Source organism: Sphingomonas sp. Leaf412 (assembly GCF_001425405.1).
Classification (GTDB): Bacteria; Pseudomonadota; Alphaproteobacteria; order Sphingomonadales; family Sphingomonadaceae; genus Sphingomonas.
On sequence record NZ_LMQP01000002.1, the window covers coordinates 422144 to 437765 of the forward strand.

13 protein-coding genes and 1 pseudogene are annotated in these 15622 nt (G+C 71.0%); 5 read left to right on the forward strand and 9 right to left on the reverse strand.

From position 1 onward, the window contains the following. Nucleotides 1–21: 21 nt before the first annotated feature. The 3 genes from addB to trxA all read left to right on the forward strand — a co-directional run bounded on the left by addB (nucleotide 22) and on the right by trxA (nucleotide 6887). A complete protein-coding gene (gene addB / locus ASG29_RS06405) occupies nucleotides 22–2988 on the forward strand; it encodes a double-strand break repair protein AddB (protein ID WP_055981840.1) in 2967 nt (988 codons plus the stop codon). A gap of 123 nt (nucleotides 2989–3111) precedes the next feature. Continuing rightward, the gene (addA, locus tag ASG29_RS06410; RefSeq protein ID WP_055981843.1) at nucleotides 3112–6510 is read left to right on the forward strand and encodes a double-strand break repair helicase AddA; all 3399 of its coding nucleotides are present in this window, start codon (nucleotides 3112–3114) and stop codon (nucleotides 6508–6510) included. A 53-nt stretch (nucleotides 6511–6563) separates the two neighbouring features. Continuing rightward, nucleotides 6564–6887, forward strand: coding sequence for a thioredoxin (gene trxA / locus ASG29_RS06415; protein WP_055981846.1), 324 nt, complete (start codon nucleotides 6564–6566; stop codon nucleotides 6885–6887). 89 nt (nucleotides 6888–6976) lie between these two features. On the opposite strand, the gene ASG29_RS06420 is transcribed toward trxA, so the two are convergent. Continuing rightward, entirely contained in the window at nucleotides 6977–8890 is a 1914-nt protein-coding gene (locus tag ASG29_RS06420; RefSeq protein ID WP_055981848.1) for an alkyl/aryl-sulfatase, read from the reverse strand. Between the two features lie 127 nt (nucleotides 8891–9017). Then, on the reverse strand, nucleotides 9018–10136 hold the full coding sequence (dapE, locus tag ASG29_RS06425) for a succinyl-diaminopimelate desuccinylase (RefSeq protein WP_235532804.1): 1119 nt from the start codon (nucleotides 10134–10136) through the stop codon (nucleotides 9018–9020). An 11-nt stretch (nucleotides 10137–10147) separates the two neighbouring features. Between dapE and ASG29_RS06430 the strand changes: the two genes are divergently transcribed. Then, nucleotides 10148–10582, forward strand: a complete 435-nt coding sequence (locus ASG29_RS06430) for a cupin domain-containing protein (RefSeq protein ID WP_055981854.1) — start codon at nucleotides 10148–10150, stop codon at nucleotides 10580–10582. Between the two features lie 9 nt (nucleotides 10583–10591). On the opposite strand, the gene ASG29_RS06435 is transcribed toward ASG29_RS06430, so the two are convergent. The 7 genes from ASG29_RS06435 to ASG29_RS06460 all read right to left on the reverse strand — a co-directional run bounded on the left by ASG29_RS06435 (nucleotide 10592) and on the right by ASG29_RS06460 (nucleotide 14727). Next, nucleotides 10592–11257: a glutathione S-transferase family protein gene (locus ASG29_RS06435; protein ID WP_055981857.1), complete on the reverse strand. Its 666-nt coding sequence runs from the start codon at nucleotides 11255–11257 to the stop codon at nucleotides 10592–10594. 20 nt (nucleotides 11258–11277) lie between these two features. Next, complete coding sequence (gene yihA, locus ASG29_RS06440) at nucleotides 11278–11937, reverse strand: ribosome biogenesis GTP-binding protein YihA/YsxC (RefSeq protein WP_055981858.1); 660 nt, start codon at nucleotides 11935–11937, stop codon at nucleotides 11278–11280. Then, nucleotides 11934–13649 (reverse strand): membrane protein insertase YidC, encoded by a 1716-nt coding sequence (yidC, locus tag ASG29_RS06445; RefSeq protein WP_055981860.1) that lies wholly within the window; start codon nucleotides 13647–13649, stop codon nucleotides 11934–11936. Before yidC ends, yihA begins: the two co-directional genes overlap by 4 nt. Before the next feature lie 16 nt (nucleotides 13650–13665). Continuing rightward, nucleotides 13666–13878, reverse strand: coding sequence for a membrane protein insertion efficiency factor YidD (yidD, locus tag ASG29_RS16335; RefSeq protein WP_082515717.1), 213 nt, complete (start codon nucleotides 13876–13878; stop codon nucleotides 13666–13668). After that, a complete protein-coding gene (rnpA, locus tag ASG29_RS06450; protein ID WP_055981861.1) occupies nucleotides 13860–14183 on the reverse strand; it encodes a ribonuclease P protein component in 324 nt (107 codons plus the stop codon). The genes yidD and rnpA overlap by 19 nt, the downstream gene beginning before the upstream one ends. Before the next feature lie 35 nt (nucleotides 14184–14218). Continuing rightward, complete coding sequence (rpmH, locus tag ASG29_RS06455; protein WP_028056723.1) at nucleotides 14219–14353, reverse strand: 50S ribosomal protein L34; 135 nt, start codon at nucleotides 14351–14353, stop codon at nucleotides 14219–14221. 101 nt (nucleotides 14354–14454) lie between these two features. Further along, on the reverse strand, nucleotides 14455–14727 hold the full coding sequence (locus tag ASG29_RS06460; protein ID WP_055982363.1) for a hypothetical protein: 273 nt from the start codon (nucleotides 14725–14727) through the stop codon (nucleotides 14455–14457). Between the two features lie 89 nt (nucleotides 14728–14816). On the opposite strand from ASG29_RS06460, the pseudogene ASG29_RS06465 reads away from it, so the two are divergent. Further along, nucleotides 14817–15455, forward strand: a pseudogene (locus ASG29_RS06465) (magnesium chelatase domain-containing protein); the annotation flags it as partial. Between the last annotated feature and the right edge of the window lie 167 nt (nucleotides 15456–15622).

The following is a 15622-nucleotide window of genomic DNA, read 5'->3' on the forward strand; positions in this document are numbered from 1 at the left end:
TCCCCGTGCTGGGGAGGATAGATGGGCCGGCTGCGCCTCTACACCATCCCGGCGCACCGGGCGTTCGCCGACGCGCTGGTCGCGGGACTGCTGCGCCGGGTCGGTGACGATCGGCTCGCGCTCGCGCGCGGCATCGTGCTCGTTCCCAACAACCGCGGCGCACTGGCGGTGCGCGATGCGTTCGTGCGGGCGAGCGGGGCGGGGCTGCTGCTGCCGCGGATCGTCGCGCTGGGAAGCGACGATATCGGCGAGGCCCTGGGCGCCGCGCTCGACCCCGCCGATGCGCAGCCGCCGGTGCCGCCCGCGATTCCGCCGCTTCGCCGCCGCCTCGTCCTCGCGCGGCTGGTCGCGGAGGAGCGCGCCGCCGCGCGGCGTCCGGTCGACGCGGCGGAGGCGGTGCGGCTGGCGGGCGAACTGGCGCGCACGCTGGACCAGCTGGCGCTGGAGGATGTCGCGCCCGAACGCCTGGCGCAGATCGATCCCGGCGAGGGTCTGTCCGACCATTGGGAAAGCGCGTTGCGGCTGTTCCGCCTGCTGCTGGACCGCTGGCCGCAGGAGCGCGCGTCGCTGGGCGGCGTCGATGCGGCGGAGCGGCGGATGCTGTTGTTGCGGCGGCAGGCGGATCGCTGGCGCGCGGCGCCGCCTGCCACGCTGGTCTGCGCGGCGGGCATCACCGACACCGCCCCCGCGGTTGCGGAGTTGTTGCGCGTGGTCGCGGGATCGCCGCAGGGGATGACGGTCTTCGCGGGGCTGGACCGCGACATGCCGGCGGAGGAATGGGACGCGCTCGGCCCGCACCCGCGCGACGAGGCGACCGGCCGCACGAAGCGCGCGATCGAGGTGCATCCGCAATTCCATCTGAAGTTGCTGCTGGGCCGCATCGGCGCGGGGCGGGACGAGGTGATGCGCTGGGCCGACGGCAGCGAGCAGGACGCCCCCCCCTCGCGTGGCCGCGCCATCGCCGACGCGCTGGCGCCGGCCGCCTTCACGGGCAAATGGACGCGGTTGTCGCCGGCCAGCCGCCGCCTCGACGGCGTCGCCGCCGCCGAACTGGCGACCCCGGCGGAGGAGGCGCAGGGAATCGCGCTCACGCTGCGCGGCGCGCTGGAGCGGGAGGGGCAGACCGCCGCGCTGGTGACGCCCGATCGCGCGCTGGCGCGCCGCGTCGCCGCGCATTGCCGCCGCTGGGGCATCGACGTCGACGACAGCGCGGGGCGTCCGCTGTCGATCCTGCCGCCGGGTACGCTGCTCACCGCGATCGTCGAGGCGGCGGCGCAGGACTTCGCGCCGCTCGCGCTGCTAACGCTGCTGAAGCATCCGCTGGTCCGCGCGGGCGAGGCGCGTGGCGCCTGGCTCGACGGCGTCCGCCGCCTCGACCGCGCGCTGCGCGGGCCGCGCCCCGGCCCGGGGCTGGACGGGATCGACGCGCACCTGCGCGACGCGCCCGAGCGCGAGAAGCACGTCCGCGCCGCGGCGGCAGCATTCTGGCCAGAAGCGCGCGCATTGCTGGAACCGCTCGCGCGCACGTTCGGCGACGGCACCGCGCCGCTGCCCGCGCTCGTCGCCTGCCTGCGCGTCGCGGCGGAGGCGCTGGCGGGGGAGGAGGCGTGGCGCGGCCCCGCCGGGCGCGCCGCATCGGACCTGCTGGCGGACCTGGAGGAACAGGCGCCGCTGGGGCCCGCCGCGGTCGAGCGCGGCGGGTTCGCGCCGTTGCTGCGGCTGCTGATGGACGAGGTCGCGATCCGCCGCGCGCCGGGCGACCGGCACCCCCGGCTGGCGATCTACGGCCTGCTGGAGGCGCGGTTGCAATCCGCGGACCTGATGATCCTGGGCGGGCTGAACGAGGGCACGTGGCCCGGCATCCCCGCGCCCGACCCGTGGCTGGCGCCGCGCATCCGCAGCGAGCTGGGCCTGCCGGGGCTGGAGCGGTCGATCGGCATCGCCGCGCACGATTTCGGGCAGGCGCTGGGCGCGAAGCAGGTTCTGCTGACGCGCAGCCGCCGCGACGTGCGCTCGCCCGCGCTCGCCTCGCGCTTCTGGTTGCGGCTGGAGGCGATGGCGGGGGACCGATTCGTGCGTGCGCGCGATTTGGAGGGGTGGACCCGCGCGATCGACGACGGCGGCGTGCCGATGCCCGCCGCACGCCCCGCGCCGATGCCCGCGAAGGCGCACCGCCCCGATCGCATTTCGGTGACCGAGGTCGACCGGTTGAAGGCCGATCCCTTCGCCTTCTACGCCCGCCGCATCCTGAAGCTGATGCCGCTCGACGCGGTCGATGCGGATCCGAGCGCGGCGTGGCGCGGTACCGCGGTGCATGGCGTGCTGGAAGCCTGGGCGAAGGAGGACGATTGCGATCCCGCTGCGCTGATGCCGCGCGCGCTGGCGCTGCTGGACGATCCCGCCGCGCACCCGCTGCTGCGCGCCTTGTGGCAGCCGCGCCTGCTCGCGGGGTTCGAGTGGATCGCGCGCCGCACCGCGGAGCAGCGCGCGGAGGGGCGCGAGGTGCTGTCGGTCGAGGGGCAGGGCGGCGCGCGCATCGCGGGCATCGACCTGTCGGGCCGCTACGACCGGATCGACCGCATGCCCGACGGCGGGCTGGGCATCGTCGATTACAAGACCGGCAAGGCCCCCTCCACTGCCGCGGTGGAGGGCGGGTTCAACCTGCAACTCGGCCTGCTCGGCGCGATCGCGGAGGCGGGGGGATTCGAACGGGCGACGGGGACGGCGACCGCGTTCGAATATTGGTCGCTGGCGAAGAAGGACGATTCGTTCGGCGTCGTCAGCAGCCCGGCCGATCCCGCGGGAAAGAACGGGCGTATCCCGACCGACGATTTCGTCCGCACCGCGGTCGACAGCTTCACCGACAGCGCCAAGAAATGGTTGCTGGGCGAGGAGCCGTTCACCGCGAAGCTGCACCCGGAATTCGCGCCCTATGCGGAGTATGACCAGCTGATGCGGCGCGACGAATGGTATGGCCGTGAGGGGTGACATGTCCGTCATGCCGGACGTGATCCGGCATCCATCGTGCCGCGAGAGCAACGCCTGCAAGCCTGCGCGGCGCGATGGACCCCGGATCGAGTCCGGGGTGACGGATGTTTCGGGGCGAAGCGTATGACCACCGTCCGTCCGCTCCCCACCCTCGTCGGCGAGCAATTGCGCGCCAGTCGTCCCGACGCGCACGTATGGCTGTCCGCGTCCGCGGGTACCGGCAAGACGCAGGTGCTCGCCGCCCGCGTGTTCCGGCTATTGCTGCGCGGGACCGATCCGTCCGCGATCCTGTGCCTGACCTTCACGAAGGCGGGGGCGGCGGAGATGGCGACGCGGATCAACCGGCAGCTCGCGCACTGGGTCCGCATCGACGATACCGCGCTGTTCGACGATCTGCGCGCGCTGGGCGAGCCCGGCGGCCCTGCGCAGCGCGATTTCGCGCGGACGCTGTTTGCCAAGGTCCTCGATGCGCCCGGCGGCGGCCTGCGCATCCAGACGATCCACGGCTTCTGCCAATCGCTGCTCGCCGCTTTCCCGATCGAGGCGGGGCTGGTCCCCGGTTTCCGCCCGATCGAGCCGCGCGAGGAGGCGTTGCTGCGGCGGCAGTCGCTCGCCGACCTGCTGGTCGACGCGCAGCGCGACGGGCGCGAGGGGCCGGTGCGGACGATCGGCGCGCTCAGCGTGCGGCTGGGGGAGCAGGGGGCGGAGGGGTTCCTTGCCGCCTGTTCGCGCGCCGGGGAGGCGCTGGATGCGCTGCCCAGCGGCATCGCGCCGTTCGTGCGCGGGCAATTGGGCGTGCCGCTGGAGGATATCGAGGCGGTCATCGCCGCGGGGTGCGACGACCTCGATACGTCCGCCGTCGAGCGCCTCGGCGTCGCCAACCGCGCGTGGGGAACCGCGACGGGCACGAAACACGCCGACGCGATCGCAGGCTGGCTCGCCGCCGATATCGCGGGGCGGGTGGCGATGCTGCCGGGCCTGCTGGCGGTCGTGCAGACCGGGAAGGGCGAGCCGCGCAAGGCGTCGGCGAAGCTGCTGGCGGCGGAGCCGGATTACGTCGAACTGGCGGCCGACCTCGGGGATGCCTGCGCCGAACTGATCGGCCTGCGCATCCGCGCCGCCTATGCCGATGCGCTGGGCGCGGCGCTGGAGGTCGGGCGCGACTATGCCCGCGCCTATGCCGGCGCGAAACGGCGCGCGGGGGCGGTGGATTTCGACGACCTGATCCGTGCCGCGGTGGACCTGCTGCGCCAGCCGGGGATCGGCGAGTGGATCCGCTACAAGCTGGACCAGGTGACCGAACACGTGCTGGTCGACGAGGCGCAGGACACCAATGTCGCGCAATGGACGATCGTGCGCGCGCTGGTGGACGAATATTTCGTCGGCCGCGGCGTCTTCGCGCCGTCGGTGCGGACGCTGTTCACGGTCGGCGACCTGAAGCAGGCGATCTTCGGTTTCCAGGGCACCGATCCGCTGTTCTTCCAGGCGGCGGAGGAGCATTTCCGGCGCGCCGCCGAACAGGTGGCGGGCGACGACATGATGCCCGACGACGAACGCGGCCTGCCGCTCGAACGCCTGTCGCTGACCGATTCCTTCCGCTCCACCGCGCCGATCCTGCAATTCGTCGACGCCGCGATCGAGACGGTCGGCGCGGATGCGCTGGGCACCGACGTCGTCCCTGCGCATGCCAGCCGCGTGGCCGGGCCGGGGGAGATCGAGCTGTGGCCCCCCGTCGTCGCGGGCCAGACCGAGGGGGAGGATGCGGGCGAGGAGGGATGGATCGAGGATGCGGTGCGCGAGAATGCGACGCGCATCGCCAAGCAGGTCCGCCGGTGGCTGGACGACGGATTGTGGCTGGGTGCGAAGCGACGCGCATTGCGGCCCGAGGACGTCATGATCCTGGTCAAGCGACGCGGCGACCTCGCGCAATTGCTCGTCGCGCGGCTGTATGCGGAAGGGGTGCCGGTCGCGGGCGTCGATCGCCTGCGCCTCGCCGCGCCGCTGGCCGTGCAGGATTTGCTGGCGGCGGTGCGGTTCGTGTTGCAGCCCGACGACGACCTCAGCCTGGCGGGGCTGCTCGTCTCCCCGCTGATCGGCTGGACGCAGGACGAGTTGATGGCGCGCGCGATCCCGCGCGAGGGCCCGCTGTGGCGGCATCTGCTGCGCACCTGTCCGGAGCATCTGGAGGCTGTGCGCGCGATCCTGGCGAACGGCGCGATCGACACGCCGTATCGCTTTCTGGAACAGATCCTGTCCGGTCCGCTCGACGGGCGGCGCAAGTTGCTGTCGCGACTGGGGGAGGAGGCGCGCGATCCGATCGAGGAATTGCTGAACGCCGCGCTCGATTTCGAGACGAACACGACGCCCTCGCTGCAACGCTTCCTCGACTGGTTCGAGCGTGACGAGGTGGAGATCGTCCGCGACGCCGCCGCGCCGCTCGACGCGGTGCGCGTGATGACCGCGCACGGGGCGAAGGGGTTGCAGGCGCCGCTGGTGATCCTGGCCGACGCGACGGTCGATCCCGATTCGACGCCGCGATCGGTGGTGATGTGGACGCCCGACGATCACGATGCCGCGGTCCCGGTCTTCCGCCCGCGCAAGGCCGAGCGCGCGGGCGCGATCGATGCCGCACTGTCCGCGGTGGAGACGCGCGAGCGGCAGGAGCATTGGCGGCTGTTCTACGTCGCCGCGACGCGCGCGGAGGAGCGGCTGGTGATCGCGGGTGCCCTGGGACCGAAGGCGAAGGGCGTCCCGCCGGAGGCGAGCTGGTACGCCGCCGCGGCGCGCACGTTCGATGCGCTGGGGGTCGCGGGCGGGGAGGGGGAGGCGCGCCGTTTTGCGGGCAGCACCCCCGCCGCCGCCCGCGCGCCTGAGCCTGCCGCGCCATCGGCGGTGGAGCCGCGCGCGGCGCTTCCCGACTGGGCGCGCCTGCCCGCGCCGCCGGAATCGCGGCCGACGCGGCCGCTGGCGCCGTCGTCGCTGGGCGAGGACGGCGTCGCGGATGCGCCGCCCACGCCCGCGATGCGCGCCGCCGCGGCGCGCGGGCGGTTGATGCATGCGCTGTTCGAGCGACTGCCGCCGCTGGCCCATGGCGCGCGCCGCGCCGCCGCCGCGACGTGGCTGGCGGCACGGACCGACGACCCCGCCGCGGTGATCGATCCGGTGATGGGGGTGCTGGACGATCCCGCGATGACCGACCTGTTCGGGCCGGACGCCCTTGCGGAAGCGCCGATCAGCGCGACCCTGCCCGACGGTCGCGTCATCGCGGGGACGGTCGACCGGTTGCTGGTCGCGGATGGGGTCGTGCGCGTGATCGATTACAAGACCGGTCGCCACGTCCCCGCCGACGCGGCCGACGTGCCGCCCTATCACCGCGCGCAGATGGCGGCGTATCGCGCCGCATTGGCGGTCATCTTTCCCGATGCGCGGATCGAGGCGGCGCTGCTGTACACCGCCGGCCCGCGGCTGATCGTCCTTTCGGAAGAAGCTCTTGTCGCCGACGGAGCAAAGCTTGCCCCCTGACGGTTGAGCGGGCGATGCGCGCGCCCTAGCTAAGGGGCGAAGGAGATTTCGACATGGCGACGAAGAAGGTTACCGACGCGAGTTTCAAGGCCGACGTGCTGGATGCCGACAAGCCCGTGCTGGTGGATTTCTGGGCCGAATGGTGCGGCCCGTGCAAGATGATCGGCCCGAGCCTGGAGGAATTGTCCGACGAGCTGGGCGAGCAGGTGACGATCGCCAAGATCAACATCGACGAGAATCCGGAGGCCCCTGGCGCCTATGGCGTGCGCGGCATTCCGACGATGATCCTGTTCAAGGCCGGCGCCCCCGCTGCGACGAAGGTCGGTGCGTCGCCCAAGGGACAGATCAAGGGCTGGCTTGAGGGCGAGCTGCGCTAGGTCTTTCGTCGTTGCGAGCGTAGCGACGCAATCCAGTGTATCTCGCGAAACACTGGATTGCTTCGCTCCGCTCGCAATGACGGTATCGATTACGGCGTGACGATCGCGAAGTTCGGATCGGGCGCGTCGAACCAGCCCGCGAAACGTGCCAGCAGCGCGCCGTCGCCCTCGATCCGTGCTGCGCCGCTCGCCACCTGATCCGCCAGCGGCGCACCGCCGCCGAGGCTGTCGAGGAACGCGGCGCGTGGCACCGTCAGCGTCGCATCCGCCGTTCCCGTCGCGCCGATCCGGTGGGTCAGTACGCCGTTCGCCACCGACACCAGTACGCGCTCGTTCCGCTCCGGGAAGACGAAGGCGATCCGTGCTGTGCCCGCCTTCGCGGGGTCGAGCCGCGTCGCGAGCACGTCGAACACCGCCGCGGTCGGCAACGCGCCCAGTCGCGCGGGCGCCCGCGGTGACGGCGTCACCCCGCGCCGCAACTCGGCCGCGCCCGACAGATAAAAATTGCGCCACAGGCTCGTCTCGCTCTGCCACGCAAGCTGCTCGTAGCAGCGCGCCAGCAGCGTCTTCGCCGCAGCGTCGCCCGCGTCCGCGAACACCCCGCGGTTCAGCAGTTCCGCCGCCCACGCGTAATCGCCCGCGTCATAGGCGGCCTGCGCGAGCGCCAATACCTTCGCCGCGCCCCCCATCGCCGCGACGTACTTCCGCCCGCCCTCCTCCGCAGGCAGCGGCGCGAGATGCGCGGGATTGCCGTCGAAGAAACCCAGATAATATTGGTACACCGCGCGCGCGTTGAAGCTGGTGGAGCCGTAATAGGGCCGGTTGTACCATTGCCGCGCGAGGACGGGCGGCAGCTTTAGCGTCGCGGCGATCTCGTCCCCTGTCATCCCCTTGTTCATCATCCGCACGGTCTGGTCGTGGAGATAGGCATAGGCGTCGCGATGCTTGCCGAGATAGTCCGCCACCTCGGCCTGCCCGAAGCGCGGCCAGCCGTGGCTGGCGATCAGCACGTTCGACCCGGCGTACAGGTCGATCGCCTCGGACAGCCCGCGGGCCCAGCGGCGCGCGTCGCGGATCTGCGCGCCGCGCGGGGTAAGGATGTTGTGCTGCGTCGCATTGGCGTTCTCCGCCATGTCCACCACGCGCCAGTCGGGGAAGCCGACGTTCATTTCGGCGGGCGCCTCCGTCCCCGGCGTGAACTGGAACAGCATCCTGACGCCGTCGATCGTCACCTCCTCGCCGGTCCGCGCGATCTCGCGCGTCGGCGGGACCAGCGAGGGCGTACCTTGCGCGACGGCGGGGCCGATGCCGCTGTTGACCAGGCCGGTCGCGCTGCGCGGCAGGGCCATGCCGAGGTGGTAGGTCGCGCGGCGCTGCATCGCCGGGCCGGCGATGACGTTCTCGCTGATCGCGGATTCGAGGAAGCCGCGTGGGGCGATGACGGGCACGTCCTTCACCGCGAAGGGAAGCAGCCCGCCGGTGCCGCCATAATGATCGGCGTGGCTGTGCGTCAGGACGATCGCCGCGATCGGGCGCTTGCCCAGCTTCTCGGTGACGAGGTCGTAGGCCGCCTTCGCGGTTTCGGTGCTGGTCAGCGCGTCGATGACGATCCAGCCGGTGCCGCCCTTCACGAAGGTGATGTTGGCGAGGTCGAAGCCGCGTACCTGCCAGATGCGGTCCGTGACCCTGAACAGCCCGTGCCGCGCCATCAGGCCCGCCTGCCGCCACAGGCTGGGGTGGACGCTGCCCGGTGTCTGTTTCGCACGCGTGAAGGCGAAGGCGTCGAGGTCGAACACCGTCCGCCCATCCGCGGCCTTGATGAGCGGATCCTTGCGCGTGCCGACGAAGCCGCGGGTGGCGCGGTCGATGTCGGCGCGGTCGGCCCAGTTCAGCGCGGCGGCGTCCGCCTTCTGCTTCGCCAGCGTCGCGGGGGAGGGAGGATCGACCTGCGCCCCTGCCAGTGTCGCGATCGCCAGCGCCAGCGCGCTCCAATATCGTGTCATCGTCCCTCTCCCCGCTTTCCGAAGAAGGTAGAAGGGTTCCCGGCCGGATGACCAGCCCTTGTACTCTGTGCTCCCGCGAAGGCGGGAGGCCAGACTGGGTCCCCGCCTGCGCGGGGACACGAGGGGATCACCCCAGCGCCCGCCGGATCACCCCTGCATAGATCGCCGTCAGCGTGTGCAGGTCCGCCACCGCCACCGCCTCGTCCAGCTTGTGCATCGTGGCGTTGAGCAGCCCGAACTCCACCACCGGACACAGCGCGCGCAGGAAGCGGGCGTCGGACGTGCCACCGGTGGTGGACAGTTCCGGCACCCGCCCCGTCTCCTCCTCGATCGCGGCGGACACCAGTGCGGACAGCGGGCCCGGCGGGGTAAGGAATGCCTCGCCCGATACCTTCGCGGTCACCACCGCATCGGGCGCATGCAGCCGGACGATCGCGGTCACGCGCTCGGCCAGACCCTGTCCGGTGTGGAGGTCGTTGAAGCGGATGCTGATCCGCGCCGATGCCTTCGCCGGGATGACGTTGGTCGCGGGGTTGCCGACGGTCACGTCGGTGATCTCCAGGTTCGACGGCTGGAACCAGTCGGTGCCGTCGTCCAGCACCAGCGCGTCGAGCGCCGCCAGCGCGGCGACCAGTCGCGGGACCGGATTGTCGGCGAGATGGGGATAGGCGACATGCCCCTGTCGCCCGGGCACGTCGATCCACATGTTCACCGATCCGCGCCGTCCGATCTTGACCATGTCGCCGAGCTGCGCGGTGGAGGTCGGCTCGCCGACCAGGCAGAGGTTCGGTGCGATCCCGCGCGCGCGCATCCGTTCGATCAGCGCGACCGTGCCATGGGTCGCCGGTCCCTCCTCGTCGCCTGTGATGACGAGGGTGAGCTGCCCGGCATGCGCCGTCCGTGCCGCCGCGGCGACGAAGGCAGCGATCGCACCCTTCATGTCCACCGCGCCGCGCCCGTAGAGCATCTCCCCGCGCACCTCCGGCACGAACGCCCCGGCGGTCCACCCCTCGCCGGGCGGCACCACGTCCACATGCCCCGCGAAGGCCAGATGCGGCGCGCCGGTCCCGCGCGTCGCCAGCAGATTTTCGACCGGCCCGTCGGGCGCGGTTCCGTCCACGGTCCGTTCGACCGCGAAGCCGATCGCGACCAGCGCCGCCTCCAGCACGTCGAACACCGCGCCGCGCGCGGGGGTGACGCTGTTGCAGGCGATCAGGCGCGCGGTAAGGTCGACGGGATCGATCATGGGAGGCGCCATTGCCGAAGCTGGATCTGGACGCAATCGCGCATGAACCGGATAGCGATTATCCCGAACCGTTCCGCGCCGCCGCCGCGGGGCGGCTGGTCCGGGTGCTGTCGCACGCGGGCGGACTGACCGATTTCGTCGCGACGCATGTGACGGTGCCGCCGGGCGGCTGGTCGTCGCAGCGGCACTGGCACGAGGAAGAGGACGAGATCGTGCTCGTCGTATCGGGGGAGGGGACGTTGGTCGACAACGCCGGTCGCCACCCGCTGCGCGCGGGGGACGTGGCGACGTTCGCGAAGGGCGACGGCAACGCGCATCATATCGCGAACGACGGCGCCGCGCCGCTGGTCCTGTTCGCGCTCAGCCTGCCCGAACGCGGCCGGGTCCATTACCCCGACATCGGCATGGCGTGGACGCCCGGCGGCGACATGGTGGAGGAACGCTGACCCGCGCCGTCACGCTGTCGCCGGCTGCTCGTACTTCTCGATCACCCACTCCTCCGCCTGCGCCGCGGCGATCCAGTCCTGCATGAACGGGTGCTGCAAGACCGCCATGACATAGGCCGTCGCGAAGCGCGGCGTGGGCAGCGAATAGGTGACGATGCGGGTGCACACCGGCGCGAACATGATGTCCGCCGCGCCGAATTCGCCGTACAGGAAGTCGCCCTCTCCGCCGAACCGCGCGCGCGCCTGCGCCCATAGTTCGAACAGGCGCGACAGGTCGGCCAGGACCGCGTCGGACGGCGCCACCGGATCGAAGATCTGGCGCACGTTCATGCTGTGCTCGCGGCGCAGCGCGGCGAAGCTTGAATGCATCTCCGCCGCCATCGACCGCGCCATCGCGCGCGCCGCCTCGTCCGTGGGCCAGAACCGGTCGCGCCCGACGCGATCGGCGAGGAAGTCGACGATGGCCAGGCTGTCCCAGACGACCATGTCGCCGTCCCACAGGATCGGGACCTTGCCCGACGACGGCGCGAACTCGTCGCCCTCGCGCCGCTTGTCCCAGTCGGCGTCGTACATCGGCACGACGACCTCCTCGAACGGAAGGCCCGACTGCCGGCACGCGAGCCAGCCGCGGAGGGACCAGGAACTGTACGCCTTGTTGCCGATGATGAGTTTCATGGCCGCAGGGTGTAGCCGCGCTATCCGATCGCGTCGAGGACCGCGGCGCGCAGTTCGGGAATGCCGAGGCCGGTATCGCTCGACGTCGAGATGACCTCCGGATAGGCCGCCGCGCGCGTCCGCGCCTCCGCCACCGTGGCGGCGAGGACCGCTTCGTGGTCGGTCGCCTTGATCTTGTCGACCTTGGTCAGGACGAGGCGGTATCCGACCGCGGCGCGGTCCAGCATCTCCAGGATTTCGCGATCCACGTCCTTGATCCCGTGGCGGCTGTCGATCAGCACCAGTGCGCGTTTCAGCGCCTGCCGCCCACGCAGGAAGTCGTTTACCAGGTAGCGCCACTTGCGCACCACGTCCTTGGGCGCCTTCGCGAAGCCGTAGCCCGGCATGTCGACCAGCCGCATCGTCAGCGGCGTGCCCTCGGAACCGCCGACGTCGAAGAAGTTCAGCTCCTGCGTCCGCCCCGGCGTGACCGAGGTGCGCGCCAGCGCCTTGCGCCCCGTCAGCGCGTTCAGCAGCGACGACTTGCCGACGTTCGACCGGCCCGCGAACGCCACCTCGGGCACCACCGGATCGGGCAGATGCTCCAGCGCGGGCGCGGATTTCAGGAACGCGATCGGCCCGGCGAACAGCTTGCGCGCGGTTTCGATGTCCGCCGCGGGATCGACCTCGGGGTCCGTCATTTGACCGGTGCTTCCTTCAATTGCGGATGGCGGCTGTACAGCCACCGCTGCTGCGCGATCGAGATGCAGTTGGTCGTGATCCAGTACACCTGAAGCCCGACAGCGAACGGCGCCATCACGAACATCAGCACCCACGGCAGGATCGCGAAGATCTGCTTCTGCGTGTCGTCGATCGGGGCGGGGTTCAGCTTGAACTGGAAATACATGCTGATGCCCAGCAGGATCGGCACGACGCCGATCGCGATGAAGTGCGGCGGGGTGAAGGCCAGCAGGCCGAACAGGTTGACCGGGGTCAACGGATCGGGGGCGGACAGATCCTTGATCCACAGCACGAACGGCTGGTGGCGCATCTCGATCGTGATGAGCAGCACCTTGTACAATGCGTAGAAGATCGGGATCTGGATCAGCGTGGGCAGGCATCCGGCGAAGGGATTGACCTTCTCCGCCTTGTACAGCGCCATGATCTCCTGCTGCTGGCGCTGCTTGTCGTCCTTGTGACGCTCCTGGATCGCCTTCATCTTCGGCTGGATCGCACGCATCGCCGCCATGCTGGCGAACTGGCGCTGCGCGATCGGGAAGACGAGGAGGCGGATCGTCAGCGTCAGCAGGATGATCGACACGCCGAAATTGCCGACGTGGCGGAACAGCCAGTCGAGATAGTAGAAGATCGGCTTCTCGACGATGCGGAACCAGCCCCAGTCGATCGCGAAGTCGAGTCGCGCGACGCCCTGCTGGTCGGTGTAGCGGTCGAGCAGCGGCACTTCCTTCGCACCAGCGAAGAAGCGCGTCGTCTGCGTCAGTTGCCGCCCCGCGGGCAGCAATTGCGCGGCGGCGGTGTAATCCGCCTGATAGGCGCGGCCGGCGCCCGTGCCGCCCCCGGTGCGGAACTGCCCGTCGAAGGCGCGCGCCTGATCGGGGATCAGTGCGGTCAGCCAGTATTTGTCGGTGAAGCCCAGCCAGCCCCCGGTGGTGGTGAACCGCTGCGCGCCCTCGTCGATCGTCGTGAAGTCGACGTCATAGTCGGCCTTGTCGTTGTGCGCGCTGATCGGTCCGGTGTGGACGGTCCAGCTGTCCGCGTCCTTCGACACGCCGACGCGGTTGACCAGGCCGTAGGCCGCGACCGGCACCGCGCCGCTGCCCGCATTGGCGACGGTCTGGCGCACCGTGAACATATAGCCGTCGTCGACCGCCAGCTCGATCGCGAAGCGCTGCCCCGCGGCGTTGCTTGCGGTCAGCGTCACCGGACGGCCGGGGGCGAGGAGCTGCCCCGACGCGGTCCAGACCGCATCGGCGGCGGGCGGGCGGAGGCCGGCGTCGCGCCAGCCGAACGACGCGAAATAGGCGTCGCCGGTGCCCGCTGGGGACAGCAGGCGGATCGGCGGCGAATCCTTCGCCACCGTCTCGCGATGCCGTTTGAGCACCAGATCGTCGATGCGCGCGCCGCGCAGGTTGATCGAGCCCGACAGGCGCGGCGTATCGATGCGGATGCGCGGCGTCTCCGCCAGCACCGCGCGGCGGTCGCGGATTGCGGCAGGACCATCGGCGGCAGGATCCGCCTGCGGCTGGGGCAGCGGCTTCGACTTGCCGTCCACGATCTTCGTCACCGGCGGGTTCGCGGTGGGGAAGAAGCGCCCCTGCACCAGCGGCCAGCCGAACAGGATCAGCGCCGCGATCACCGCGAACAGCACGAAGTTCTTGTTGTCGTCCTTCACGGCGTATCCCGGCTAATCATGGGACGGGGTCGTACCCGTGCCCACCCCATGGATGGCAGCGCGCGATCCGCCGCGCGGCGAGCCATCCCCCTTTCAGCGCGCCATAGCGGGCAAGCGCCTCGATTGCATAGGCGGAACATGACGGCGCGTACCGGCACGAGGGCGGCAGGACCAGCGACGGCCCCAGTTGCCACGCGCGCGCGACGAGGATCAGGAGCTTCGCGAGCATTTCGCCAATGCCTTCGACAGGTCGGTGCGGAGCTGCGCGAAATCGCGTTCGATCCCGCCGGCGCGGCCGATCAGGACGTGGTCCGCGCCCGCGATCCCGGCCTGCGGCAGGATCTCGCGCGCCAGGGCGCGGAAGCGACGCTTGATGCGGTTGCGGACGACGGCGTTGCCGACCTTCTTCGTCACGGTGATGCCGATCCGCATCATCATGTCCCGGTCGTCGCGGGGCCGCACCAGAAGCACGAAGCCGGGCATCGGAGCCCGACGCCCGGCATTCGCCGCCAGATAGTCCGCCCGTTTCGTCATCCTTCCCACGGAAGGACGCACGGGCGCGATGCCGGTTACGCCGACAGCTTCTTGCGGCCGCGCGCGCGACGCGCCCGGATCACCGCCCGGCCGCCGACCGTCGCCATCCGCGCGCGAAAGCCGTGACGGCGGGCACGCACCAGGTTGCTCGGCTGAAAGGTCCGCTTCATCGTTCATGTCCCGAATACAAATACCAAGGGCCGCCTCCGCCAGGAAACTGGTTGAGGACGACCCGTATGTCGGGGGCGGTTAGGCGAAGGGGCGGCGAAAGTCAACGCGGCCCCTTGCGCCGCGCGCGCCGCCGCAGCGCGCTCCGCCGCCGCATCGCGACGTCGACGGCATGGCCGATCCTGGGCCAGCGTCGCTTCGCGCGCGCGAACCGCACCCGCGCGCCGCGCGAGTTGCGCAGGACCAGCACCATCCCGCCCGCGAACAGGAAGATGCCGCCCGGTCCGGGCAACGGCCCGACGATCCCCGCCGCCACGATCAGCAGCGCGCCGAGCGTCAGCTGCGTCACGCGTGCGACGGGATGGCGATCGGTCATGGCGGGCATGTGGTCGGGCCTTCCGGCATTGCAAGGCAGGTTTCGCCGTCTGGCAAACCGGCTATGAACGCGGTCTGACAGGGGGAATGATGGTCGCGATCGTATCGACGGTGGCGTACCTCGGGCTGGAGGCCCGGGGCGTCGAGGTGCAGGTGCAGCTGATCCCCGGCTTGCCCGCGTTCAACGTCGTCGGCCTGGCCGACAAGGCGGTGGGCGAAAGCCGCGAGCGCGTCCGCGGCGCCATCGCGGGCATGGGGCTGGCGTTGCCGCCGAAGCGGATCGCGGTGAACCTGTCGCCCGCCGACTTGCCCAAGGAAGGTTCGCATTTCGACCTGCCGATCGCGCTCGGCCTGCTCGCCGCGATGGGCGTGGTCGATGCGGAGACGCTGGCCGATTACGTCGTCGTCGGGGAACTCGGCCTCGACGGCCGTCTGGCCGCGTCGCCGGGCGTGCTGCTCGCCGCGCTGCATGCGGCGGAGACGGGCAGGGGGCTGATCTGTCCCGCGGCGCAGGGGGCGGAGGCGGCGTGGGCGGGCAGCGTGGAGGTCGTCGCCGCGCCCGACCTGCTGTCCCTGCTGGCGCATCTGAAGGGCGACCAGCTTCTTGCCCGCCCGCGTCCCGGCGACGTGGCGGAGGCGCGGACCGGCCCCGACCTGCGCCAGGTGAAGGCACAGGAGATCGCGAAGCGCGCGCTGGAGATCGCGGCGGCGGGTGCGCACAACCTGCTAAGGTTATGCAAGGCTACACCTCACGGTCGTTTGATCGTATGGGAGTTCGCCGGACGAGCTACGGAAGGCGGGAAATGAGGTGCGGTGTCTGGGCGTGATCGTGTGATCTGGCATCGCCAGGGGGTGCGGTCGCGGGTCGCAAGGTAGCACCGGCCGTCGTTTTGTGG